Source organism: Massilia sp. CT11-108, from assembly GCF_047302915.1.
GTDB lineage: Bacteria > Pseudomonadota > Gammaproteobacteria > Burkholderiales > Burkholderiaceae_D > Telluria > Telluria orientalis.
On record NZ_JBKYMO010000027.1, the window covers coordinates 1 to 25,303 of the forward strand.

14 protein-coding genes are annotated in these 25,303 nt (G+C 65.7%); 6 read left to right on the plus strand and 8 right to left on the minus strand.

Annotation, left to right across the window (positions count from 1 at the left end; translation table 11 throughout):
- Positions 1-86: 86 nt before the first annotated feature.
- The 5 genes from ACEN88_RS04800 to ACEN88_RS04820 form a co-directional block, all read right to left on the minus strand.
- Positions 87-1,844 (minus strand): DEAD/DEAH box helicase, encoded by a 1,758-nt coding sequence (locus ACEN88_RS04800; protein ID WP_413337649.1) that lies wholly within the window; start codon positions 1,842-1,844, stop codon positions 87-89.
- A gap of 123 nt (positions 1,845-1,967) precedes the next feature.
- Positions 1,968-4,778, minus strand: coding sequence for a TonB-dependent receptor (locus tag ACEN88_RS04805; RefSeq protein WP_413337650.1), 2,811 nt, complete (start codon positions 4,776-4,778; stop codon positions 1,968-1,970).
- A 353-nt stretch (positions 4,779-5,131) separates the two neighbouring features.
- Positions 5,132-7,792: a TonB-dependent receptor gene (locus tag ACEN88_RS04810; RefSeq protein WP_413337651.1), complete on the minus strand. Its 2,661-nt coding sequence runs from the start codon at positions 7,790-7,792 to the stop codon at positions 5,132-5,134.
- Positions 7,793-8,050: 258 nt separating this feature from the next.
- Positions 8,051-9,562: a tryptophan halogenase family protein gene (locus ACEN88_RS04815; protein ID WP_413337652.1), complete on the minus strand. Its 1,512-nt coding sequence runs from the start codon at positions 9,560-9,562 to the stop codon at positions 8,051-8,053.
- A gap of 90 nt (positions 9,563-9,652) precedes the next feature.
- Positions 9,653-12,520 carry a TonB-dependent receptor gene (locus ACEN88_RS04820; RefSeq protein ID WP_413337653.1) on the minus strand — a complete coding sequence of 956 codons (2,868 nt, stop codon included), beginning with the start codon at positions 12,518-12,520 and terminating at the stop codon, positions 9,653-9,655.
- 525 nt (positions 12,521-13,045) lie between these two features.
- On the opposite strand from ACEN88_RS04820, the gene ACEN88_RS04825 reads away from it, so the two are divergent.
- Genes ACEN88_RS04825 through ACEN88_RS04835 form a run of 3 tightly spaced genes read left to right on the plus strand, consistent with a single transcriptional unit; the run spans position 13,046 to position 18,878 of the window.
- The gene (locus tag ACEN88_RS04825; protein ID WP_413337654.1) at positions 13,046-14,887 is read left to right on the plus strand and encodes a glycoside hydrolase family 13 protein; all 1,842 of its coding nucleotides are present in this window, start codon (positions 13,046-13,048) and stop codon (positions 14,885-14,887) included.
- Positions 14,888-14,895: 8 nt separating this feature from the next.
- Complete coding sequence (locus tag ACEN88_RS04830) at positions 14,896-17,802, plus strand: esterase (protein ID WP_413337655.1); 2,907 nt, start codon at positions 14,896-14,898, stop codon at positions 17,800-17,802.
- A complete protein-coding gene (locus ACEN88_RS04835) occupies positions 17,802-18,878 on the plus strand; it encodes an alpha/beta hydrolase (protein ID WP_413337656.1) in 1,077 nt (358 codons plus the stop codon). Before ACEN88_RS04830 ends, ACEN88_RS04835 begins: the two co-directional genes overlap by 1 nt.
- A 6-nt stretch (positions 18,879-18,884) precedes the next feature.
- Here ACEN88_RS04835 and ACEN88_RS04840 read toward each other — a convergent pair whose 3' ends face one another.
- The 3 genes from ACEN88_RS04840 to ACEN88_RS04850 all read right to left on the minus strand — a co-directional run bounded on the left by ACEN88_RS04840 (position 18,885) and on the right by ACEN88_RS04850 (position 21,347).
- The gene (locus tag ACEN88_RS04840; RefSeq protein ID WP_413337657.1) at positions 18,885-19,397 is read right to left on the minus strand and encodes a GNAT family N-acetyltransferase; all 513 of its coding nucleotides are present in this window, start codon (positions 19,395-19,397) and stop codon (positions 18,885-18,887) included.
- Positions 19,397-19,879, minus strand: a complete 483-nt coding sequence (locus ACEN88_RS04845; RefSeq protein WP_413337658.1) for an N-acetyltransferase family protein — start codon at positions 19,877-19,879, stop codon at positions 19,397-19,399. The genes ACEN88_RS04840 and ACEN88_RS04845 overlap by 1 nt, the downstream gene beginning before the upstream one ends.
- 178 nt (positions 19,880-20,057) lie before the next feature.
- Positions 20,058-21,347 (minus strand): amidohydrolase family protein, encoded by a 1,290-nt coding sequence (locus ACEN88_RS04850; RefSeq protein WP_413337659.1) that lies wholly within the window; start codon positions 21,345-21,347, stop codon positions 20,058-20,060.
- A 209-nt stretch (positions 21,348-21,556) separates the two neighbouring features.
- Here ACEN88_RS04850 and ACEN88_RS04855 point away from each other — a divergent pair, with 209 nt between their 5' ends.
- The 3 genes from ACEN88_RS04855 to ACEN88_RS04865 form a co-directional block, all read left to right on the plus strand.
- The gene (locus ACEN88_RS04855; RefSeq protein ID WP_413337660.1) at positions 21,557-22,411 is read left to right on the plus strand and encodes a phasin family protein; all 855 of its coding nucleotides are present in this window, start codon (positions 21,557-21,559) and stop codon (positions 22,409-22,411) included.
- A gap of 102 nt (positions 22,412-22,513) precedes the next feature.
- The gene (locus ACEN88_RS04860; protein ID WP_413337661.1) at positions 22,514-24,265 is read left to right on the plus strand and encodes an ABC transporter ATP-binding protein; all 1,752 of its coding nucleotides are present in this window, start codon (positions 22,514-22,516) and stop codon (positions 24,263-24,265) included.
- The coding region (locus ACEN88_RS04865) for an ABC transporter ATP-binding protein (RefSeq protein ID WP_413337662.1) at positions 24,255-25,303 on the plus strand (1,049 nt) is incomplete at its 3' end. The genes ACEN88_RS04860 and ACEN88_RS04865, both read left to right, overlap by 11 nt.

Below are 25,303 nucleotides of genomic sequence, written 5' to 3' on the forward strand. Positions count from 1 at the left end.
AACTCACAACAAACACCCCCCCCCCCCGGGGGCCCCCCCCCCCTTTTTCCACAAATCCAAAAACCGGGGCCCCCCACCCCGGTGTTTTACTTGCGGGGCTTTTTGTCGGCGAACTTGCGCTTCGCCGGCTTTTGCTCCGGCGGTTCCTGGCCGTCGCGCGTGATGCCCAGCTGCTGGCCCGCCACCCACACCTTTTTCAGGTGGTCGAGCAGGTCCCGCGGCAGGTCGGCCGGCATGTCGAGCGTGCTGAAGTCGTCGTAGATCTCGATGCGGCCGATTTCCTTCGACGGCACGCCGCCTTCGTTGGCGATGGCGCCCACGATGTTGCCCGGCTTGACGCCGTGGAAGTGGCCTACCTCGATGCGGTACGTGGCCATGCCCGGCTCCGGCGCGCGCTCGACGCGTTCCTTCTTGAATCCTTCCCTGCCCGCGCGCGCCGGACGCTCGTCGGCGAAGGTCGCGCGCGTAGGACGTGCCGGACGCTCCTCACGTTCGCGGAACTCGGGCTTGGGCTCGCGATCGGGCTTTTCCAGCAGCAGCGGCTCGTCGCCGCGATACAGCTTGGCCAGCGCGGCCGCGATGTCGATCGCGGGCACGTTCTGCTCGCGTTCGAAGTCCTCGATCAGGGAACGGAACACGTCCAGGCCGCCCGCGGCCAGCGTCTCGCCGATCTGCTCCTTGAACCTCGTGATGCGCACTTCGTTGACGGCCTTGATGGTGGGCAGCGTAAGCGGCGCCACCGGCTGGCGCGTGGCGCGTTCGATCGCCTTCAGCAGGCCACGCTCGCGCGGCGTGATGAACAGGATCGCGTCGCCGCTGCGGCCGGCACGGCCCGTGCGGCCGATGCGGTGCGTGTAGCTTTCCGGGTCGGACGGCACGTCGTAGTTGATCACGTGGCTGATGCGCTCCACGTCCAGGCCGCGCGCGGCGACGTCGGTGGCGACGAGGATGTCGATCTTGCCGTTCTTGAGCTGCTCGATCGTGCGCTCGCGCTGTTGCTGGGCCATGTCGCCGTTGATGGCGGCCGCCGCGAACCCGCGCGCCTGCAGCTTGGACGCCAGTTCCTCGGTGCCGAGCTTCGTGCGCGCGAAGACGATCATGCCGTCGAACGGCTCCGCTTCCAGGATGCGCGTGAGGGCATCCAGCTTCTGCATGCCCGCGACGAGCCAGTAGCGCTGGGTGATGTTGGTGGCCGTCGTCGTCTTGGCGGCGACCGTCACCTCGCTCGGCTCGTTCAGGTAGGTCTTGGCGATGCGCTTGATCTGCTGCGGCATCGTGGCCGAGAACAGTGCCGTCTGGCGTCCTTGCGGGGTCTCCTGCAGGATGCGCTCGACGTCGTCGATGAAGCCCATGCGCAGCATCTCGTCCGCTTCGTCCAGCACGAGGGTCTTCAGCTGCGAGATGTCGAGCGAGCCCTTGTCGAGGTGGTCGATGACGCGGCCCGGCGTGCCGACGACGACCTGCACGCCGCGGCGCAGCGCCGACAGTTGCGGGCCGTAGCTCTGGCCGCCGTAGATCGGCAGCACGTGGAAGTTCTTCAGGTGCGCGGCATAGCTCTGGAAGGCTTCGGCGACCTGGATCGCGAGCTCGCGCGTGGGCGCGAGCACGAGGGCCTGCACGGCCGGGTTCTTGACGTCGATGCGCGACAGCACGGGCAGCGCGAAGGCGGCCGTCTTGCCGGTACCCGTCTGCGCCTGCCCCAGCACGTCGCGTCCCTCCATCAGGAGAGGAATGGTGGCCGCCTGGATCGGAGATGGCGTCTCGTAGCCGACCTCCTTCAGTGCCTTGAGGATGGGTGCGGGGATGTCGAGGTCGGCGAAGGTCGGGAGCTGTGTGTCTTGCATGGAGGAATATTCAAAAATCGTAAGCAATCCTACAGTTTACTACTTTGAGCCCTCCCCCGCTGCCAGAATTTCACGCGGATGACGCCCGGCAGCGACATCCGCGCATGAAACAACGCCTGCCGGTCAGAACTTGTAGCTCGCCCCCAGGCTGTAGGTACGGCCGAACCGGACGTTTTCCACCACGCTGGTCGGGTCGCCGTTGTAGCGGATGTACGGCGAATTGGTCCAGTTGTTCACCGCCGCCGTGAGCGACAGGCCCTTCAGCATGGTCGTGTCGCCGAAGTCGTACGTGAGCTGCCCGTCCACCGTCGTGTTGCCCTTGATGTAGGTGAGGCTCGCGTCGTCCTTGTAGTCGTGGATGTCGCCCACGAAGTCGCCCCGCTTGCGGGCCGCGACGGATGCGCGGAATCCGGCGCGCTCGTAATACACGCGCATGTTCGTCACCGTGTGCGACAGGCCCGGCAGCGGAATCGCGTTGACGCTGCCGTTGCTGATCACCGTGATGCCGCTGCGCGGCAGGGTCACCGAGCTCAGGGTGCTCGAATAGCTGGCCTCGACGCCGAAGCCGCCCAGGTAGCGGGTCAGCATCGCGAACGGCAGCGACGCCGTCAGTTCCAGCCCCTTGATGTTGCCGCCCGAACCGTTGCTCGGCGTGGTCAGGATGCCGACCGTCGACCCGGCGTTCGGACCGGTCGCCGGCAGCGGGATGCCGGACACCAGGAAACCGGTCGACGCGTAGTCGACACGCTGCGGCGCCCGCAGGATATAGGTGTCGAGCTTCTTGTAGAAGCCGGCCATCGCCACGTAGCCCTTGGCGCCGTTCGCTTCGAAGTATTTTTCGTACGACAAATCGAACGACTTCGCGCGGAACGGTTCCAGCTTCGGGTTGCCGGAACCGCCGGCCAGGATCGGCCCTGCGGGGTTCGTCGCATCCAGTCCCACGCCGCCGCCCGGGCGCATGTCGCTCATGTTCGGACGCGACAGGGTCTTGCCGATGCCCAGGCGCAGCACCTGGTCGGCCGGCAGTTCGACGTTCAGGTTCAGGCTCGGCAGGAAGTCGTTGTATGAATGGTGACCGGCAATTGTATAGGCCGGGCAAGCCTGGCCGGCGACGCCGGCGCATCGACCGTTGTCGACGATGAGACCCGTCGAGCCCTGGTTCGTGTGGATGTACTGGGCACCGGCGTTGCCGCGGTACGGCAGGCCGAACAGCTCGCCTTCCAGGGATCCCATCACGTACGCGGTCGAGACCTGTTCCGAGATATGCCAGTTCTTGTCGGTCTGGATCACCTGGTCGACCTTCGCCAGCTGGTGATAGACCGAGCCGAGCGACCCCAGCGGGTTCCACGACGCGACCGGGATGCCCGACTGGCGCGTCACGACCGTCTCGGTGCCCGGCATGGGCGCCGCGCCGTACGGCCCGGTGCCGATGAGCAGGCTGCCTTCGTCCGTGTCGCGGCTCTTGGTGCGATTGGTGCGGTTGAGACCGAATTCGATGCCGGTAAGCGGTCCCAGCTCCACGTCATGCCGGACGCCGAAGCGTGCCGCCTTGATCTCGTCGGTCGTGGCGCCGATGGCCACGTAGCCGGACTGCTGGGTGCCCGTCAGGCCGCCGCCCCAGCCGTCGACGTCGGTCAGGAGCATGCGGCTGCGGTCGGTATAGCTGAGGGCGGTCTTGTACAGCGCGGACAGATTGCTCCGGCCGTCGAAGCCGGTCCACGAGATGCTGTCCAGGTCGGCGTTGGGCGTGTTGCCGACGAGGCCGGCCGTCGTCTCGTAGCGCGTGAAGTCGTGCCTGACCCGCGACCCGGACACGTCGCCGGTGAAGGTCCAGTCGCCGCGGCGCAGGCGGCCGTTGATGCCCCAGGAATTCAGCGTGTCCACCGCGACCTCGGTATTGTTGCGGATGTCGCCCTTGAAGTTCGAGCAGGTGCCGGACACGGCCACGCCATCGACGATGTTCGCGTTGCTCAGCACGCCCACCGGGTCATATCCACCCGTGCTGCCGCAGGTCGACCCTTCGAAACCGGTGCGCTTGGGACTGTCGGTGTTCTTCGAGTGAAACAGGTCGATGGTCGTCAGGAAGTCCTTGCTCGGACGATATTGCAGGATGCCCATCAGGCCTTTATTGGTGTTCGGGTTGTGGATCACGTCCGTCCGCAAGCCGTTCGGCACCGTCACGGTCTGGCCGTTGTACGTGGCCGTGCCCGTCGTGCCGCCCCAGCCGTCGTCGTTGATCTGCTCGGGACCGTTGTCGCTGAACTTCACGACGCCCAGGGCCACGCCGACCGTCCGGTTGGCGAACTGGTCGATATAGGCGAGCGACGTGCGGTAGCCGCTGGCGCTGCCCAGGTCCTCGTTGTGCGCGCCGGTACGTTGCGCCCGGTAGCTGGCGGCGACGGTGCGCCTGGCGAAGTCCAGCGGCAGCACGGTGCGCTGGTCGATGGTCGAGGCGATGCCCTGCCCCATCAGGGTGGCGTCCGGCGATTTGTAGACGGTGATCGTGCCCAGCATCTCGGCCGGATACAGGTCGAAACGGACGCCGCGGCTGTCGCCCGCCGACGCCTGTTCGCGGCCGTTCAGCAGGGTGCCGTTGAAGTCCGGCGACATGCCACGCACGGAGATCGACGCCGCGCGGCCCGTGCGGGCGTCGCGCTGGGTCGTCACACCCGGCAGGCGGGAGACGGACTCGGCGACGGTCGCGTCCGGCAGTTTGCCGATATCTTCCGCCGAGATCGCCTCGACGATGGAGTTGGAATTCTTCTTGATCGAGATCGCCGCTTCGATGCCGCGCCGGATGCCCGTCACGGTGACCTGGCTGATCGGGTTGCCGTTGGCATCCAGTGCCTGTACCGCATCCTGTGCCTGGACGTTGGCGCCCAGCACCGACAGGAATACGGCACAACCGGCGGCGACCGGACTCGGTTTGAACACGCACGTTGCATGTTCTCCCACCGTATGTTTGCTACACAGAATCTTCATGTATCCCCTCGAGTCTTTTTGATGTGATCAAGTGCGGAAGCACAGCCGGCTTCAGCGTTCAAACAGCGAGGTCGATTCTGGAATTAACGTAGACGGAATGCCAATCAAAAAATGTAGTTTTGCAACAAATAGCGCGAATCGCTCTGTTTATGAAGGAAATGTGAAGTCTCTTGTTGTAGCAAAAATACATCCATGACGCAGCGATGGAAGGCCCTCCTCCGCTGCGCCACCAAACAAAATGCCCCTTGCCGCAACAACGGCAAGGGGCATGGAGACTGCGTCGGAGGCTGGGCGCCCCCGACCGATTACAGCTTGTAATTGAAGCCGAACAGCATCTGGCGACCGTACTTCGTGTAGCCGCGCGGACGGTCCGTCGAACCCGAGTAGGTCTGGAACGCCGTGTCGGTCAGGTTGTTCACCTGGAACAGCACGGACAGGCCCTTGACCTGCTTGAAGTCGTAGCCGAGCTGCAGGTCGACGACGCGGTCCGGCTTCGTGAACGTCAGCTCGGTCGCGCCGCCGACGCCGCCGATCTCGGCCACGTAGTCGCTGCGGTAGCGCTGCGCGACGCGGGCCGAGAAGCCGTCGTTCTCATAGTAGGCGGTCACGTTGAACACCCGCTTCGACAGGCCCGGCAGCGGGATGCTCATGTCGCCGAAGCTCTGGTTCTTGATCGAGATCTCGCTCGTCGTGAACGCCGCGTTGGCCGTGATGCCGAAGCCCGAGAGCACCGGGGTGAACATGTCCAGCGGCACCGACGCGGCCAGTTCCAGGCCTTGCAGCTTGCCGCCGTTGCCGTTCTTCGGCTGGGTCATCGTGCCGATGTTGCTGGTCGCGCCCTGCAGCTGGTACTCGGCGAAGTCGCGCGGCTCGGTGACGGTGTAGATGTAGGACTTCAGGTCTTTGTAGAAGCCCGCCACCTGCACATAACCCTTGTTGCCGAAGTATTTTTCCCACGACAGGTCGACCGCGTTCGCACGCCACGGATCCAGCTGCGCATTGCCGCCGTTGCCGTAAGGCGTACCGGTGCTCTGGTGCGTCAGGCCGACTTCACGCGACGCGTTCAACTCGTCGAGGCGCGGACGCGCCAGGGTCTTGTTGGCGCCGAAGCGGATGATCTGCTGTTCCGGCAGGCTCCAGATCAGGTTGATGCTCGGCAGATAGTCGTTGTACTTCTTGCCGTCGGTCAGAGGCACCAGGTCGGCGAACGGCCAGGCGCGCAGCGTCTTGGCGGTCGAGCTCTGGTCGGTGTGCACGGCCTGGATGCCGACGTTGCCGCGCAGAGGCATCGACATCAGTTCGGTGTCGATGTTCAGCTTGGCGTAGCCGGTCTGGACCTTCTCGGTGATGGTCCAGTTCTTGGTCGCGCCCCACGGCACCAGCACGGCCGGCGTGTACGGACCGAAGTTCTGCGCCAGCACGGCCGGGATATCCCAGCTCAGCGTATCGGGCAGCGCGTACAGCGACTGCGAGCCGTTGACGGCACCGGCGGCGATGGCGCCCGTGCCCAGCTTGGTGAAGCCGGTCTCGAGGTGCTGCTTCTGCTTGTCGCGCTTGGACGCGTTGACACCGAATTCGATGCTGTTGAACAGCTTGCTGTCGAAGCGGTATTCGGCGCTGAGGCGGAACGAGTTCAGCTTGTCCTTCAGGTGCGGCGCGTTGACGTAGCCGTCGCCGTACTGGCCGCCGATGGCCAGCAGCGCCGGGTTGTTGTACACGCCGGTCAGGCCGATGTTCGGGATGGTGCCGTTCGCGTAGTCGAACGTCATCGTCTGGCGCGCCGCGAGCCCGGTGTTGATCTCGTCGAGTTCTTCCTTGTGGTCGGCCTGCGAGTGGCTCAGGTCCGCGACGAAGGTCCAGTCGCCCGCGATGTACTTGTTGTTCCAGCCGTAGGCCGTCAGCGTGTCGTTCTGGCGGTAGTGGTTGTTGCGCACCACCGGATTGACGTTGTTGGCGGTACCGGCCGTCATGACGCCGTTGCCGTTGATGGTGCCCGGCGTGAACGAGACGTTGCCGTCGTCGGTCAGCTGCACTTCCATGCCGCGGCGGTCTTCATCGAGCTTGAAGCGCGAGTGGTACGCGTCGATCGTCGACGTGAATTCGCGGATCGGGTGCCATTCCACGACGCCCATCAGGCCGTCGCGCACCTGGTTGCCGGTCTGCGCCAGCGACTTGATGCCTTTCGGAACCTTGACGGTCTTGCCCGGCACGGACGACGTATTGTCGACCCAGTCCCAGGTCTCGAATTGCTTCGACTCGTTCGGCTTGTCGGCGCGTGCGTAGCCGACCGCCACGCCGAGCGTGCGGCCCAGGAACTGGTCGACGTAGGATGCGCTGATGCGGCTGCCCTTGTCCTTCGAGCCGGTGCTGAGCTTGCCCTGGCTGTTCTTCTCGCCGCGCACGTTCAGCGTGACGACGCGCTCGCGCAGCGACAGCGGCTTGATCGTCTGCAGGTTGACCGTACCGGACAGGCCCTGGCCGACGAGCGATGCGTCCGACGTTTTATACACGGTGACGGCGTTGATCAGCTCGGACGGATACTGGTCGTACTCGACCGTGCGGTTCGCGCTCGTGCTGACCTGCTCGCGGCCGTTCAGCAGCGCGGTCGACAGGTCGCCCGACGTGCCGCGGATGCTGATCTGCTGCGCCTGGCCGTTGACGCGCTGCGCCGACAGGCCCGGCAGGCGCGCCAGCGATTCGGCGATGCTGATGTCGGGCAGCTTGCCGATGTCCTCGGCGGAGATGGTCTCGACGATGCTGGTCGCATCGCGCTTGACGGCGATCGCGTCCTCGATGCTGCGGCGGATGCCGGTGACGGTGACGGTGTTGACCGGCGCCGCCTGGACACCGTCGGCCGCCTGCGTCTGCGCGGATGCCTGGGCGCCCGCGAGCGCCAGGAACATGGCGCAACCCACGGCGACCGGGCTCAGTTGGAATACGGGCTGACCGCCCTTCGAAATCTTCATATGTCCCCTCGACAGAATCAGTGTGCTTATAAGAGGAACGTCAGCCTTTTGCCGAAGCGTGCGCCGGCCACGGGCTCGAACGTTCGGAACCGATTCTGTATTAAAACTAGATTACATGTCAACGAGACAGAGATTTAAGTGAAGAGATTGTGGTTTTCACCCACAAAATGCACCAGAAAAAGGCATTTTAGAAGCAATCCTAGTAAATACATACTTCTTATAAATGTAGTTCGGGTACAAATTTCCAGGTGAAAACGCTTACATCTTCGGCGCCTTGCAATACCCGTCGATGAACGCCGCATGATCGGGCATGAAATCGACGCATTGCCGGATCACGTCCGCCACGCCTTCCATGTACTCGCGGATGCCCTCTTCCGACTGCACGTCGACCAGCGGGTGATACGCTTGCGGATGGATGTTCTGCCCGACGAGCACCTGCAGCCAGCCGACTTCCGTGAACAGTTCGCCGTCGACGCGGCGCAGGCGGCCGTGCGTGCGGAACAGGTCGATCTTGTCGCGCAGGGTGGCCGGAATCTCCATGCGCGCGCACTCCTGCCAGAACGCGGCGTCGTCGCGCTGGTTGGCGTAGTAGTGCAGGATGATGAAGTCGCGGATGCGCTCGTAGTGGAAGCGCGACAGGCGGTTGAACGCCTCGACGTCCGCCGCGCTGAAGCCCTGGTCCGGGAAGTAGTCCAGCAGGCGCTGGATCGCGTCCTGGATCATGTGGATGCTCGTCGATTCGATCGGCTCCAGGAAACCGCTCGACAGGCCGATCGCCACCACGTTCTTGTCCCACGCTTTCTTGCGCATGCCCGTCGTGAAGCGGATCGGGCGCGGGTCGGCGAGCGGCTTGCCGTCCAGGTTGGACAGCAGCACGTGCGCCGCCTCGTCGTCGCTGATGTAGCGGCTGCAGTAGACGTGGCCGTTGCCGATGCGGTTCTGCAGCGGGATGCGCCACTGCCAGCCCGACTTGTGGGCGGTCGCGCGCGTGTATGGCGCGAGCGCGGGCACGGATTCGCACGGCACGGCCAGGGCGCGGTCGCACGGCAGCCAATGGCTCCAGTCCTCGTAGCCCGCCTTCAGGGTCTGCTCGATCAGGAGGCCGCGGAAGCCCGAGCAGTCGATGAACAGGTCGCCCTCGATGCGCTCGCCGTTTTCCATCACGACGGCGTCCACGTGGCCGTCGTGCTCGCGCTGCGTCACGCGCACGATTTTCCCCTCGGTGCGCTCCACGCCGCGCGCTTCCGAGAGCTTGCGCAGGTGGCGCGCATACAGGCCGGCGTCGAAGTGGTAGGCGTAGGTGATCTCGGCCAGCGGCGAATTGCCCAAGTCCGCGCGCGGCAGCATGAACTTGTTCGCGCGCGCGGCGGCGCGCGTGATCGAGTAATCGGCCAGGTCGCGCGCCTGGCCCAGCGCGCGCATCTTGTGCCAGTACTGCTCGAAGCCGACCATCCACAGGTCCTGGCCCAGGCGCCCGAAGCCGTGCGTGTAGCGGTCGCCCAGGCGGCCCCAGTTGACGAACTCGACGCCGAGCTTGAAGGTGCCGTTGGTGGCTTTCAAGAACTCGGCTTCGTCGATGCCGGCGACGGTATTGAAACGCTGGATCATCGGGATGGTGGCTTCGCCGACGCCCACGATGCCGATCTCGTCGGACTCGACGAGGCGGATGCGGTAGCGGCCGCGCAGCGCGGTGGCCAGGGCGGTGGCGGTCATCCAGCCGGCGGTGCCGCCGCCAACGATGACGATGGTGTTCAGATGAGGTACTTGCATGCTCGGTCTCGCGATCATGAAAAAACACCCCTGCTGACCAGGGCCGGCAGGGGTGTTTCAATTAACTGTCGGCGTCGACAGGATAACGGATTAGAACTTGTAGCTCGCGCCCAGGCTGTACGTACGGCCGAACGTGATCTTCTCGGCGATCTCGCTCGGGTTCGCGGCGTAACGGATGAACGGCGAGTTCGTCCAGTTGTTCACCGCGGCCGTCAACGACAGGCCTTTCAGCATCGTGTTGTCGCCGAACTCGTACGTCAGCTGGCCGTCGACCGTCGTGTTGCCACGGATGAAGGTCAGCTGGTTGTTGTCCTGGAAGTCGCTGATCTCGCCCAGGAAGTCGCTGCGGTGCTTGGCGGCGATCGACGCGCGGAAGCCATGCGCTTCGTAGTACAGGCGCAGGTTGGTCACCTGGCGCGACAGGCCCGGCAGCGGGATCGTCGCGACGCCGCCCGTGTCGATGACGGTCAGGCCCGTCGTCAGCAGGTTCACCGAGCTCAGGGTGCTCGAGTGGTTGACCTCGACGCCGAAGCCGCTCAGGTACTTCGACAACATGGCGAACGGCAGCGACGCGGTCAGCTCGATACCCTTGATGTTGCCGCCCGTGCCGTTGACCGGGGTGTTCAGGATACCGACGGTCGAACCGGCATTCGGACCCGACGCCGGCAGCGGGGTCTTGGCGCTCAGCAGGCCGCTCGTCGCGAAGTCGACGGTCTTCGGGACGGTCAGCACGTAGGTGTCGAGCTTCTTGTAGAAGCCGGCGACGGCGACATAGCCCTTGGCACCGTTGACGGTGAAGTACTTTTCCCACGACAGGTCGAGCGCCTTCGCACGGAACGGTTCCAGGTTCGGGTTACCCGCGCTGCCCGACAGGATCGGACCGTCGTGGAACGACGTGTTCAGGCTCACGCCGCCGCCCGGACGCAGGTCGCTCATCTTGGTGCGCGACAGCGTCTTGCCCAGGCCGACACGGAACATCTGGTCGTACGGCAGCTCGAAGCCCAGGTTCAGGCTCGGCAGGAAGTCGTTGTACGAGTGGTGACCCCGCACGACATAGGCCGGGCAAGCCTGGCCGGCGACGCCGGCGCACTTGCTCGTGTCGACCACGGTACCGGTCGAGCTCTGGTTCGTGTGGATGTACTGCGCGCCGATGTTGCCGCGGTAGGACAGGCCGAACAGCTCGCCTTCCAGGTTACCCATCAGGTAGCCGGTCGAGACCTTCTCCGACACATCCCAGTTCTTGTCCGTCTGGATCGGCTGGTCGACCTTCGGCAGCAGCTGGTAGACCGTGCCGAGCGAACCGAGCGGGTTCCACGCGACGACCGGGATGCCCGACTGCGGCGTCACCAGGACGTCCGTACCCGGCACCGGTGCCGAGCCGTACGGGCCGGTACCGACGACCAGGTTGCCTTCGTTCTGGTCGCGGCCCTTGTTGCGGTTGGTGCGGTTGACGCCGAATTCGACGGCCGTCAGCGGACCCAGTTCCATGTCATGCTTGGCGGACAGGCGGTACGACTTGATCTCGTCGGTGGTCGTGCCCACGGCGACGTAGCCGGCCTGCGGGTTGCCGGTCAGGCCGCCACCCCAGCCCGCGTGGTCGGTCAGCACGACCTGGCCGCGGTCGGCGTAGTTCAGCGACGTCGTGTAGGTCGGCGCCAGGTTGTCCTTGCCGTTGTAGCCGGTCCAGGAGATGGTGGACAGGTTCGTCGCATTGCCCGGCTGGCCCGCCGTCGTCTCGTAGCGGTTCGAATCGTGCGTGACCTTGGAGCCGGCGATGTCGCCGGTGACGGTCCAGCCTTCGCGGCGCAGGCGGCTGTTGACGCCCCACGAATTCAGCGTGTCGGTGACGGCTTCGATGTGGTTGCGGACGTCGCCCTTGAAGTTCGTGCAGGTACCCGAGGTGGCCACGCCGTCGACGATGGTGGCGTTGGTCAGCACGCCGTTCGGGTCGTACGAACCGGTGCTGCCGCAGACGGAGCCTTCCAGGCCGGTCTTCTTGGTGTTGTCGGTGTTCTTCGAGTGGAACAGGTCGACGGTGGTGACGAAGTCCTTGTTCGGACGGAACTGCAGGATGCCCATCACGCCCTTGTTGGTCTGCGGGTCGCGCTGGACGTCGGTCTTGAAGCCGTTCGGGACCTTGACGGTCTGGCCGTTGTACGTGGCCGAACCCGCGCCGCCGCCCCAGCCGTCGGCCTGGAACTGCTCGGCGCCCGTGTCGTTGAACTTCACGGCACCCAGGGCCACGCCGATCGTGCGGTTGGCGAACTGGTCGATGTAGGTCAGCGTGGAGCGGTAGCCGGTACCGGTGCCCAGGCCGTTGTTGTGCTCACCGAAGCGCATGGCCTTGTAGCCGACGGCAACGGTGCGCTTGCCGAAGTCCAGCGGCATCACGGTGCGCTGGTCGATGGTCGAGGCAATGCCCTGGCCCATCAGGCTGGCGTCCGGCGATTTGTAGATCGTGATGGTGCCCAGCATTTCGGCCGGGTACAGGTCGAACTTGACGCCGCGGCTGTCGCCCGCCGACGCCTGCTCGCGGCCGTTCAGCAGCGTGCCGTTGAAGTCCGGCGACAGGCCGCGGACGGAGATCGCGGACGCACGGCCCGACGACTTGTCGCGCTGCGCGGTCACGCCCGGCAGGCGCGAGATCGATTCGGCCACGGTGGCATCCGGCAGCTTGCCGATGTCTTCCGCCGAGATCGCTTCGACGATGGAGTTGGAATTCTTCTTGATGGAGATGGCCGCCTCGATGCCGCGGCGGATACCGGTCACGGTCACCGTGCTGACCGGGTTGCCGTTGGCGTCCGTCGCCTGGGCGGCTTGCGAGACGGTGGCGTCCTGGGCGTAGACGTTGGTGCCGAGCGCCGACAGGAACACGGCGCAACCGGCGGCAACCGGGCTCAGCTTGAACACAAGTGCGCCATTGATGTTACGCGCGTGCTTGCCATTAAAAATCTTCATTTGTCCCCTCAAATCATCAGATCTCATTGTTTTTCCCGACGACGGCAGCTTGAGCCCGCTCCGGGAGCCAGAAAGCAAACGTTTATAAGTACGTACGTTCTGTCAAGGATTCTGTATTAAAACTAGATGCACTGTCAACGCGAGTTGCCTTCGATTACGGGAATGTAGGAGTTTTACGCTGAATTGACTAAAAAACGACTTTTCTCGTTGTATTCGAGCTACAAAATAAGCATGCAGGCATTGTAGTCGCGCTACAAATCGATTTCTGCGCACCAACTTAGGGGGGTTTTGCACCTTTTCGGGGCAAACTTGCGTAGTAGTTTTACGGAATGTTGGGATTTTCCCACATTCCGACTTGCCCGCCGCTCGCAACACCGTGTAGCAAAACTAGAGATTCGGCGGGGAGGTTGCGTTGCTGCGCTCAAGTGTCTGTAGTATTCTCCGAGCAATAATGTAATAAGCGCATTACTCCTAGGCAACAAACTGAGTAAATCGCTGTAGTCCGACTACGCTCCGGAGACCACATTGCGCATTTCGCCCCGCCTCGCCGTCCTGCTGCTCGGCAGCCTCTTCCTTACCGGCGCAACCGCCGCACCGGCCGTCATCGACCACGTGGACCCGCCGTTCTGGTGGACGGGCATGCACGACCACCGCCTGCAACTGATGGTGCACGGCCCCGCCATCGCGGACCTGGAACCGGCCATCGCCTACCCCGGGGTGCGCATCGCGGCCGTCACCCGCGTGGCCAACCGCAACTACCTGTTCATCGACCTGGACATCGCCCCCGACGCGCAGCCGGGCGACGTCGCGATCGATTTCCGCGGCGCGCATCCGACCCGCCACATCTACCGCCTGCTGGCGCGGGCATCCGGCTCGGCCGGACGCAACGGTTTCGGGAAGGCCGACGCGATCTACCAGTTGATGCCGGACCGCTTCGCCAACGGCGATCCTTCGAACGACAGCGTGCCCGCCCTCGCGGATAAACTCGACCGCAAGCTCGGCCACGGCCGCCACGGCGGCGACATCCAGGGCATCATCGACCACCTCGACTACATCGCGGGCATGGGCTTCACGCAGCTGTGGCCCACGCCCCTCGTCGAAAACGACATGCCGGCCGCGTCCTACCACGGCTACGCGGCGACGGACCACTACCGGATCGACCCGCGCTACGGCAGCAACGAGGACTACCTGCGGCTGTCGAACGAAGCGAAGAAGCACGGCATCGGCGTGATCCAGGACGTCGTGCTGTCGCACATCGGCCTGAATCACTGGTGGATGAAGGACTTGCCGACGCCGGACTGGATCAACCACAACGACGGCCGTTTCGTCGCGACGATGCACCACCGGACGGCCGTGCAGGACCCGTATGCGGCGCAGGAAGACGCCAGCAACTTCACCACCGGCTGGTTCAGCCCCGGCATGCCCGACATGAACCAGACCAACCCGTTCGTCGCCAACTACCTCATCCAGAACAGCATCTGGTGGATCGAGTACGCGGGCCTGTCCGGCCTGCGCATCGACACGTTCGGCTATTCGGACGGCGCCTTCCTCGCGCAATACACGCAGCGCGTGCTGGCCGAGTATCCGCACCTGAACATGGTGGGCGAGGAATGGAGCAAGCTGCCGCCCGTCGTCGCGCACTGGCAGCGCGCTCCCACCTCGATGCCCAGCATGATGGACTTCCCGCTGGCGGAGGCGATGCGCACGGCCCTCGCCGGCGGAAAGAACGAGAACGTCTTCAACGACGTGTACGAGATGCTGTCGCTGGACTATCTCTATCCGGACGCGTCGAACCTCGTGCTGTTCGAGGGGAACCACGACATGGCGCGTTTGTACAGCGTCGTCGGCGAAGACGTCGAGCGCTGGAAGATGGACCTCGCGTTCATCATGACGATGCCCCGCATCCCGCATTTCTACGTGGGCGACGAGCTCCTGATGACGAGCACCGTCGACCGCCGCGACGACAGCAGCTACCGCCGCGACTTTCCCGGCGGCTGGGCCGGCGACAAGGTCAACGCCTTCACCGGGGCCGGCCTCACGCCGCGCCAGCGCGAGGCGCAGGCGTTCGTGAAGAAGCTCGTCAACTGGCGCAAGGGCGCGGCCGTCGTGCACGACGGGAAGCTGATGCAATACGGGCCTCAGAACAATACGTGGGTCTACTTCCGCTATGACGGGAAACCGGGCGACAAGAAGAAGGTCATGGTCGCGTTCAATGCGAACGGGAAGGAAGCCGTGCTTCCCGCCGGGCGCTTCCATGAGATGCTGTCCGGGGTCGCGGCCGGGACCGACGTCTTGACCGGCAAGCGTTTCGACCTGGGCAAGGAAATCCGCCTGCCCGCGAAATCCGTTGTCATCCTCGAACTCTGAATCCTGCCATGATCAAGCACACCGTTCTCGCCGCCGCCCTCTTCGCCCAATCCGTCGCCGCCATCGCGGCCGAAGCCCCGCCGCTGCGCTACGACATCTATGTGCGCGGCGCCTTCAACGGCTGGGGCACGGACAACGTCCTGGTCCATCAGGGCAAAGGAATTTATCAGGCCGACATCCTCGTCAGCCCCGGCAACCACGCCTTCAAGATCGGCAGCAAGGACTGGGCCGCGGAATGGGTCGCGAATCCGGCCGCCAGCGTCAGCGTCAAGCCGGGCGACGCCTATCCGCTCGCGACGGAAGCGGGGCCGGAAGACTATCTGTTCACGAAGACGACGACCACGTTCCGCTTCCGCGTCGACGTGTCGGACCCGAAGCGCCCCGTGCTGACGGTGACGCAGGTCGAGACGCCCGCGTGCGGATCGGCGGCCACCCTGACCTTCCCCACCTGGGACGGCAAGGAAGAATCGGCGCGCTTCTCCGTGCGCGATCCGCAGGCGCCGCTGCGCAGCTATGCGCATTCGACGACGATGCAGTTGCGCGACCCGGGCCCGCAAGCGACGACGTACGAGGAAGATGCCACGCTGCCCGTCGTCCGCAGCGGCAACCTCGCGTTCGACGCGCTGTTCGCGCTGGCTGGCCACGAGATGAAGCTGGATTCCGTGAAGGAGATCCGCGACGGGAACTACAACGGCGGCGCCGCGATCCCGTGCGACTGCTTCGAGACGGGCGAGAAATGGCATTACGTGTGGACGCGCGACCTGTCGTACGCAGCCGACCTCGGTCTCGCCATGCTCGATCCGCAACGCGTGCGCAATTCGCTGCTGTTCAAACTGTCCGGCTGGCGCGCCGGTGTGCCGAAGGCGCCGCAGGTCGCGGGCACGCCCGACGGCCTGCAGATCGTGCAGGACACGGGCAGCGGCGGCAGCTGGCCCGTCAGCACGGACCGCATCACGTGGGCCTTCGCGGCCGAAGAAGTCCTCAAGACGCTGCCGGCCAGCGAGCGCGCGGCGTTCGCGACGAAGGCGCTGCAGGCGCTGGCGAACACGATCGAGAACGACCGCATCGCCGCGTTCGACAAGACGACGGGCCTGTACACGGGCGAGGAATCGTTCCTCGACTGGCGCGACCAGACGTACGCGAAATGGATCACCGACGACCTGGCATCGATGGCCAGTTCGAAAGCGCTGTCGACCAACGTCGGCCACTACAAGGCGCTGACGCTCGCGGCACAACTGGCCCGCGAACAGGGGGATCGGGCTGACATTCGCCGCGCCACGCGCTACGAGGGGTGGGCGCGCGACCTGAAGCGCGCGATCAACACGCGCCTGTGGCTCGACGACGCCGGCATGTACAGCAGCCTCACGGCCCCGCACTTCGACGGCGCGCCGCTGCACAAGTTCGACTGGCTGGGACAGTCGCTCGCGATCATCACCGGCGTCGCGGACGGCGCGCGGGCGCAGAAAATCCTCGCCAGCTATCCGCACGGCCCGATGGGCGCGCCCGTCATCTGGCCGCAACAGCAGGACCTGCCCGTCTACCACAACCGCGCGATGTGGCCGTTCGTCACCGCGTACGGCCTGCGCGCCGCGATCGCGGGCCGCAACGTCGCGGTAGCCGATGCCGCGTACGACACGCTGATGCGGGGCGCGGCGCTGAATATGTCGAACATGGAAAACCTGGAGTGGCTGTCCGGCCAGCCGCTGCTGCTGGACGAGGCGCATCCGAACCTGATCGGCCCCGTCATCAATTCGAAGCGCCAGCTGTGGTCCGTCGGCGGCTATCTCGGCATGGTGATCCGCGACGTGTTCGGCGTTTCCACGACACGTGAAGGCATCGAGGTGAAGCCGTTCGTGACGGCGAAGCTGCGCGGCGGCGTGTTCGCGGCGGGCGACAGCATCGCGCTGTACAACCTGCGTTTGCAGGGCCGCGCCGTCAATGTGAAACTGCGGCTGCCGCCCGTGCCGGCGGCCGGCACCAGCGGTTATTACGCCGTCGAGCGCATCCTCGTCGACGGCAAGCCGGCCGGCAGCAGCATCCCGTGGAGCGCGCTGGATGCGCACAGCGACATCGAGGTCCAACTGGGCAAGCTGGTCGACGGCGCCACGGCCATCCGCCGCGTGAGCGCCGATCCGTACGCGGAAACGCCGACCGTGTTCGGCCCACGCGAGCCGCGTATCGATGGCGTCGCGCGCGCGGGCGGGACGACGACGGTGACGATCGTACCGGCCGACCAGCAGGCGGGCATCACCTACAACATCTACCGCGACGGCAAGCTGGTCGCGTCGAATCTCGGCGCCGGCACATGGGCCGACCGCGAGAACAGCGCCGCGGCATGCTACGCCGCCGAAGCGCAATACACATCGTCCGGCAACCGTAGCCACCACAGCGTGCCGCGCTGCGCGGGCGCCAGCGTGGCGATCGCCGCCACCGACCCGCGCGTAGACTCCCGCGTGGCCATCGCACCGGGCAATGCGCGCTTCGCCGAAGCGCATCTCGCCAACTGGGGCCAGCCGGCCGACCGCCTCGACGTGCGCGACGTGCGCGTCCCGCAAGCGGGCGACTACGCCGTGCAGGTCCGCTATCACAACGGTGCCAACCAGATCAACCTGGGCATCAGCGGTGGCGTAAAATGGCTGGCGCTCAAGGATGAGTCGGAACGCATCGTCGCCCAAGGCGTCGTGCAACTGCCGCACGCGCGCATCGAGAAGGCGAACACGCCGACCGTGTATTCGACCCCGCTGGCGGCGCGCCTGAAGGCGAACGTCGCGTACCGGATCGGGATGAGCGACTTCTACAACATGAGTTATCTGGACAGCAACCGCAGCTTCAGCGCGGCCGGCGGCGTCGACGGTCCGTCGAACCGCTTCGACATCTACGGCGTGCGGCTGCTGCGGACCAACGGAACGAAATGATGAAACGAATCGCAATCGCCGCCGCAGCGGCGGGCCTCATGCTGGCGCAGGCCCACGCCACCACCGTGCGCATCCACTACGCGGCGGGCAAGGACACGATCCAGATCCGCGCCGACAAGGGCGCCGCCGGCTGGTCGCAGGGCGTGCCCGCGAAGCCGGAAGGCGGCCCGCTGAACGTGTGGACGTTCACGTGGCCGGACACGCTGGGCGACATCCAGATGAAGCCCACGCTGGGCGCGGACAAGGTGTCGATCGGCGGCGTGTACAAGCTGGCGGCGGGCGGCACGGTCGACATCTACCCGTTCTTCGGCCCGCCGTTCGGCAAGGTGACGATCGTGAAGGATTTCGCGTCGCCGCAACTGGACAACAAGCGCGCGCTGCGCATCTATCTCCCGCCCAGCTACGGCGAGAACGCGGCGAAGCGCTACCCCGTGCTGTACATGCACGACGGCCAGAACCTGTTCGATGCGAAGACGGCATCGTACGGCGTCGAATGGGGCATCGACGAGACGGTCAACCGTCTCGTGGCGACGGGCGTGATGGACGAGGTGATCGTCGTCGGCATCGACAACACGCCGGAACGCATCCCCGAATACACGCCCTGCTGCGACCCGAAATACGGCGGGGGCAAGCTGAATGCCTACGACGCGTTCATCGTCGAGACGGTGAAGCCGTACGTCGACCGCACGTACCGCACCCTGCCCGGCAAGGACACGACGGCGATCATGGGCTCGTCGCTGGGCGGCATCGCCTCGGTGCTGATCGCGCAGCGCCATCCGGACATCTTCTCGAAGGCGGGCGGCGTTTCCAGCTCGTTCTGGTGGAACAACGGGGCGCTGCTGGCGAAGGTGCCGGACCGCGTGCCCGTGAAGTTCTACCTCGACGCCGGCACGCGCGACGACGGCCTGGACGACACGGCGAAGATGCGCGACGCCATGCTGGCCAAGGGTTATCGCGACAGCGAAGACCTGATGTTCTACAAGGCCGAGGGCGCGCGCCACAACGAGGCCTCGTGGGCCGCGCGCGTGGACAAGCCGCTGACCTGGTTCTTCCCGTGGGGTTCGACCCGGCAGTGACCGGAATCAGAATTCCATGCTGTATAAATTGCTGCCGGCGTCGCCCGGCACGAGGTGGACGAACCGTTCGTACCGCATGCCCATCTTGCGCAGCAGGCCGTTGGACGCGAGGTTGTTGGGCGACGTGATGGCCAGCACGCGCTTGAGGCCCAGCGCGGGCGCGAGCGCCAGCACGGCCATGCCGGCCTCGTACGCATAGCCGCGGCCGCAGTAACGCGCCAGGTAGGCGTAGCCGATGTCGACGCCGTCCAGCGTCTCGCGCCTGATCAGGCCGCACATGCCGATGGGCGTGCCGCTGTCCTTCAGTTCGACGACGTACAGCGAGTGGCCGCGCGTGGCCTGCATCGCGATCGGGCCGTCGAGCAGGGCCTGCACGGCATCCTCGCGCGTGCGGATGCCGCGGTCGCCGATATGCTCCAGGAAGCCGGGATCGTTGACGAGCGCAAGATAGAAGTCGGCGTCGTCGCGGTCGGCGGTGCGCAGGCGCAGGCGCGGGGTCGCGAGGATATCCACCGGCATCAGTCTTCTTCCGGCAGCGGCCAGCGCGCGGGGTCTTCCAGCAGCTTGTACATCACGTACGCATCGACATAGCCGAGCCGGCGGTGGCGGTACGCCTTCGGCAAGGTGCCGACGATGGAAAAGCCGAGCCGCTTCCACAGGTGGATCGCGGGATTGTTCGTGCTGACGACGAAGTTGAACTGCATGGCCAGGTAGCCCTTGCGGCGGGCCTCGCCGATGCTGTGCTCGCCGAGTAAATGACCCACGCCGACGCCCTGCGCGTTCGGACTGACCATGTACGACGCATTGGCGACATGCGCCCCGCGTCCCACGTGGTTCGGTTGCAGCTTGTACATCCCGAGGATCCGCTCCTCGCCGCGCACCGCGACATAGGTCGACGCCTCGGGTGCGAACCAGTAATCGTAGGTGTCTTCGCGACTCGTGTCCGCGTCCTGGGCATAGGTTTCACCCTCGGCCGCGTGCGCCTGGAAAATGGTCCACATAGCATTGAAATCAGTTTCAGTAGCGGGACGAATCTGGATGTCTTTCACTGCGTGACCTGCTGGGACGTATCGAAAGCGCAAGATTCTACCTTGGGATTCGGCTGCACGGATGCCGATCCGGTAAGGGGACGTAGAAAATTTCCGCTGAATAAAGGTAGGAAAGACTTCGTGCCGCCCGTTACTGCTCCGCCCGCTTCAATCGTTCCAATCGGAAATCAACCGACGCCGGCCGGCCCGGCAGGCGCAGGCTCGCGCGCGCCGGCGGCGCCTCGCTGATCACTTCGCCGGCACGCAGCACGAGCCGGCGCGCGGCGCGCAGGCGGATGGCCTCGACGGGGTCGCCCGCGTCGAGCCAGACGAGGTCCGCGCGGCAGCCCGGCGCGATGCCATAGCCCGGCAAGCCGAGGATGCGCGCGGGCGTTTCCGTGACGGCCTGGAAGCACAGTCGCATCGCGGCCTGGCCCGTCATCTGCGCGACGTGCAGGCCCATGTGCGCGACTTCCAGCATGTCGCCGGAACCGAGGCCGTACCACGGATCCATCACACAATCGTGGCCGAACGCCACCGGCACGCCGGCCGCCAGCAATTCCGGCACGCGCGTCATGCCCCGGCGTTTCGGGTACGTGTCGTGGCGGCCCTGCAGGGTGATGTTGATGAGGGGATTCGCGATCGCGGCGACGCCGGATTCCGCCATCAGCGGCAGCAGCTTGCTCACATAATAGTTGTCCATCGAGTGCATCGACGTGAGATGCGAGCCGGCGACCCTGCCCTGCAGGCCGAGGCGCAGCGTCTCCGCGGCAAGGGTCTCGATGTGGCGCGACAAGGGATCGTCGCTTTCGTCGCAATGCATGTCGACCATCAGCCCCTGCTCCGCCGCGAATTCGCACAGCAGGCGCACGGACTCGGCGCCGTCGGCCATCGTCCGTTCGAAATGCGGGATGCCGCCGACGACGTCCACGCCCATCCGGATGGCGCGCTTGAGATTGTCGAAAGCGGTCTTGCTGCGCAGCAGGCCGTCCTGCGGGAACGCGACGAGTTGCAAATCGATGTAAGGCGCGACCTTGCGCTTGACGTCGAGCAGCGCCTCCACGGCCAGCAGGCGGTCGTCGCACACATCGACGTGGGTGCGGATCGCCAGCAGGCCGCGCGCCACGGCCCAGTCGCAATACTGCAACGCGCGTTCGACGAGCGCCTCCTGCGCCAGTTGCGGCTTCAGCTCGCCCCACAGCGCGATACCTTCCAGCAAGGTGCCCGATTCGTTCACGCGCGGCAGGCCATAGCTGAGCGTCGCGTCCATGTGGAAATGGGCGTCGACAAACGGCGGCGTCACGAGGTCGCCGCCGACGTCGATCTCGCGCGCGCCACGTTGCGGCAAGGCGGGCTCGACGGCAGCGATGGTGCCGCCTGCGATGGCGATGTCGACCTTGCGGCCATCGGCCAGGGTGGCGTTGCGGAGAACGAGATCCATGCGCGGGCTCCTGATGGTTGGGACCTCATCAGATTACCACGCTGATCATCTTGTCAATGATATATATCAAACCTCAATGCTGCACCGCAAGATTTCCTTGCAAAAACAACATAGAATTCCCTTTTCATCCCGCATGAACCCCTTTACACTAGACTTATTGCAGTGCGTCATAAACCGAATGGTTACAACCTGAAAGACAAGGAACCCAGATGACTTCATTCTCCGAACAGTTGTCCGCCGTCCGCAAGTCCCAATGGGAAGCACAGCTCGACGTGTTCCGGGCATTGAGCCAGCGCGCGATCGACAGCGCCGAACAGCTGATTGCGCTCAACATGAAGACCTCCCGCGCGTCGGTCGAACAAGCTACGGGAACCTTCAAGCAATTGCTCGAAATTACCAACCCGCGCGATTTCCTGGCCATCGGCACCACGGCCCAGGGCCAGTGGCAGCAATTCTTTTCCTACGGCCGCGAGCTGCTGGGCATTGCCGCCGGCACGCACGAGCGCAGCTGGAGCACGCAGCAGCCGCTGCAACTGGTGCCCGCCGCGACCGCGAACATCCCGACGTCCGTGCCCCAGTTCATGGAGCAGGCAGCCATCGCGACGGCCGATGCGGCCACCGTGAACAGCGAGATCGTCAGCGCCGCCGTCGATACCGGCTGCGCGCTGGCCGAAGCGGCGCTGGACGCGGGTGCCCAGGCCATCAGCCGTGACGAAGAAGCGGCCGCGCCGCAGGCCGAGCCCCAGACCGAGCCGCAGGCGCCCGAACCGATCACGACCACCGTGACCGAAGCGGTGTCCGCGGAACCGGAAGCGCCGGCCGCCGATCCGGTCGAAACGGCCATCGCCGACGAGGTGCCGCCCGCCAGGGCCAAGCCGCTCGCGAAAGCGCTGAACAAGGTCGCACCGAAGCCGGCCGCCGCCGAGCATCCGATCGCATCGACCGTGCCGCTGGAAGCGGGTCCGCACGTGGAACTGCCGATCGTCACGCCGACCGAGAGCACGCCGCCGCTGCGCGTCGTGACGCACGGCGGCAAGACCTCGCGCTCGCAGCGCAAGAAGTAACGGCGGCACGGCATCTGCAAAGGTGCTGTAAAACTAGTAAATTAGCGGGCCTTGGCCCGCTTTTTCTTTTTTCACTCACCAACAACAAGAACAGGATCTTCAATGGGTTTGGCAAAGCTGATCGGCGGCTTCGTGCGCCGGCACTGGCGTTCCTATGCGTCATCGGCGGTGATGCTGTTCGGCGTGGCCCTGTGCACCGTGCTCGTGCCGCGCAAGGTCGGCGCGATGATCGACGGCCTCGCCGCGCACCGCCTCGGCGGCCATGACCTGCTCATCCAGATCGCGCAACTGCTCGGCCTCGGCCTCGCGATCTATGGACTGCGCGTGGCGTGGCGCCTGCGCCTGTATTCCGCGTCCTACCGGCTCGGCGTGGAACTGCGCACGAAGTTGTACGACCGCCTGTCCGCGCAAGGCCCCGCCTTCTTCCAGCGCCAGCGCACGGGCGACCTGATGGCGCTCGGCACCAACGACATCGACGCCATCGAGCAGGCGGCCGGCGAAGCGATGCTGGCCGGCTTCGACGGCACGCTCACGCTCGTCATGGTTCTGGGCATCATGTTCCTCGGCGTGGACTGGCGCCTGACGACGATCGCCCTGCTGCCGTTCCCGTTGATGGCGCTGGCGTTCTGGCGCATCTCGAGCCACATCCACACGGCGTCGACGGATTCGCTGAAGCGCTTCTCCGCGCTGAACGACCACGTGCAGGAGACGCTGTCCGGCGTGCGCACCCTGCGCGCCCTCGGCCTGGAACAGCGCAGCGCCGACCAGTTCGCGCAACTGGCCGCGCGCGCCGCCGACGCGAGCCTCGCCGCGCAGAAATGGGAAGCGGCGTACGAACCGGCCGTCGGCCTCACGCTCACCGCCGCCACCGGCCTCACGCTGGGCCTCGGCGGCTATCTCGTGTGGCAGGGCCAGATCACGATCGGCAGCCTCACGAGTTTTACCATGTACCTCGGCCAGCTGATCTGGCCGATGTTCGCCGCGGGCTGGGTGCTGTCGCTGATCGAACGCGGACGCGCCGCCCTCGCGCGCCTGCAACCGCTGCTCGATGCGCCGCTGACCGTCGACGACCGCGGGACGCTGGAGACGCTCGCGCGCGGGCCGCTCGTGCTGGACCATGTCCGCTTCCATTACAGCGACGACGCGCGCCCCGCGCTGGACGACGTCTCGCTGCGCCTGGAACCGGGCAAGACGCTGGGCCTCGTGGGCACCACGGGCGCGGGCAAGTCCACGCTGCTGCGCGTGCTGCTGCGCCAGGCCACGCCGCAGCACGGCCGTGTGACATGGGGCGGCCACGCACTCGACGAATACACGCTTGCCACGCTGCGCGCGCACATCAGCTGGGTGCCGCAGGAATCGTTCCTGTTCTCCGCATCGATCGCGGAAAACATCGCCCTGGGCCACCCGGGCGCATCGCGCGCGGAGATCGAACAGGCGGCGAAGATGGCCGCGATCCACGACGACATCCTCCGCTTCCCCGACGGCTACGACACGCCCGTCGGCGAGAAGGGCATCACGCTGTCGGGCGGGCAGCGCCAGCGCGTGGCGATCGCGCGCGCGCTGCTGGCCGACAGCGCCCTGCTGCTGCTCGACGACGCGCTGTCCGCCGTCGACACGGGCACGGAAACGAACATCCTCGACCATTTGAACGACGTGCGGCGCGAACGCCCGGAACTGTCGGCGATCATCGCGAGCCACCGCCTGTCGGCCGTCGTGAACGCGGACCTGATCGTCGTATTGCGCGAAGGCCGCATCGTGGAGCGCGGCACGCACGACGAACTGCTCGCCCTGGACGGCTGGTATGCCAGCCAGTGGCGCTACCAGCAACTGGAGGCCAGCCTCGATGCCATCTGAAGACGTCAAGAAAAGTGCGAATAAGAGTGTAACTGCGGCGCAGGCGCGCCAGGCGACAAGCCTGCTGCGCCGCGCCGCCCATCCAGACCGCGCCCACCTCGGCTGGGCCACGCTGTGGCTGATCCTCGCGGCCGGCCTGGAAGTGGTCGGTCCCCTGCTGGGCAAGAAGCTGATCGACGACCACCTGCTACCGCACCACCTCGACTGGACGCGCATGGGGTGGCTGCTGGCCGGCGTCGTCGTCACGGGTATGGCCGCGTCGTGGCTGCGCTTTTTGCAGCTCGTGCGCCTGTCCGGCATGGCGATGCGTGCCGTGCAGCGCCTGCGCGAATGGGTCTATGGCCACGTGCTGCGCCTGCCGATGGCCTTCTTCGACCGCGCCATCACGGGCCAGCTCGTGAGCCGCGTCACCAACGACACCGAGGCGGTGAAAACCCTGTATATCCAGGTGCTGTTCGTGATCCTCGATTCCAGCATCGTCCTCGTCGGCACGTCCATCGCGATGGCGTGGCTGGACTGGCGCCTGATGGTGATCGTGCTGGCGCTCGTGCCCGCGGTCCTGGGCATCGTGTGGCTGTACCAGCGGCTGTCCGCGCCGGCGGTCACGCGCGCGCGCGCGCTGCGCAGCGACATCAACGGCCAGATGGCGGAATCCATCGGTGGCATGAGCGTGCTGCAGGCGAACAATGCGCAGCACCGCTTCGGCCAACGCTTCGCCCACACCAACGACCAGCACTACACGGCCCGCGTGGCCGAGCTGCGCGCCAACGCCTTCCTGCTGCGGCCGGCGCTCGATTTCCTCAACGTGGTCCTGCTGGCCGTCGTCATCTACAGCTTCGGCCAGCGCAGCATGAATGCCGTCGAAGTGGGCGTGCTGTACGCGTTCATCAGCTACATCGCGCGCGTCGTGGAACCGCTCATCCAGATCACGATGCAGTTCTCGGGCCTGCAGCAGGCGGTCGTCGCCACGGCGCGCGTGGCCGCGCTGCTCGACGAAGCGGGTGCTGCCGAGCATGCCGCCGGGCGCGTCGTGTCCGC

What these genes read in the sequence shown, in the direction of transcription:
- ACEN88_RS04800 (WP_413337649.1), bottom strand. Translation starts at nt 1,844, where the DNA reads ATGCAAGACACACAGCTCCCGACCTTCGCCGACCTCGACATCCCCGCA.
- ACEN88_RS04810 (WP_413337651.1), bottom strand. Translation starts at nt 7,792, where the DNA reads ATGAAGATTTCGAAGGGCGGTCAGCCCGTATTCCAACTGAGCCCGGTC.
- ACEN88_RS04815 (WP_413337652.1), bottom strand. Translation starts at nt 9,562, where the DNA reads ATGCAAGTACCTCATCTGAACACCATCGTCATCGTTGGCGGCGGCACC.
- ACEN88_RS04820 (WP_413337653.1), bottom strand. Translation starts at nt 12,520, where the DNA reads ATGAAGATTTTTAATGGCAAGCACGCGCGTAACATCAATGGCGCACTT.
- ACEN88_RS04830 (WP_413337655.1), top strand. Translation starts at nt 14,896, where the DNA reads ATGATCAAGCACACCGTTCTCGCCGCCGCCCTCTTCGCCCAATCCGTC.
- ACEN88_RS04835 (WP_413337656.1), top strand. Translation starts at nt 17,802, where the DNA reads ATGAAACGAATCGCAATCGCCGCCGCAGCGGCGGGCCTCATGCTGGCG.
- ACEN88_RS04840 (WP_413337657.1), bottom strand. Translation starts at nt 19,397, where the DNA reads ATGCCGGTGGATATCCTCGCGACCCCGCGCCTGCGCCTGCGCACCGCC.
- ACEN88_RS04845 (WP_413337658.1), bottom strand. Translation starts at nt 19,879, where the DNA reads ATGTGGACCATTTTCCAGGCGCACGCGGCCGAGGGTGAAACCTATGCC.
- ACEN88_RS04850 (WP_413337659.1), bottom strand. Translation starts at nt 21,347, where the DNA reads ATGGATCTCGTTCTCCGCAACGCCACCCTGGCCGATGGCCGCAAGGTC.
- ACEN88_RS04855 (WP_413337660.1), top strand. Translation starts at nt 21,557, where the DNA reads ATGACTTCATTCTCCGAACAGTTGTCCGCCGTCCGCAAGTCCCAATGG.
- ACEN88_RS04860 (WP_413337661.1), top strand. Translation starts at nt 22,514, where the DNA reads ATGGGTTTGGCAAAGCTGATCGGCGGCTTCGTGCGCCGGCACTGGCGT.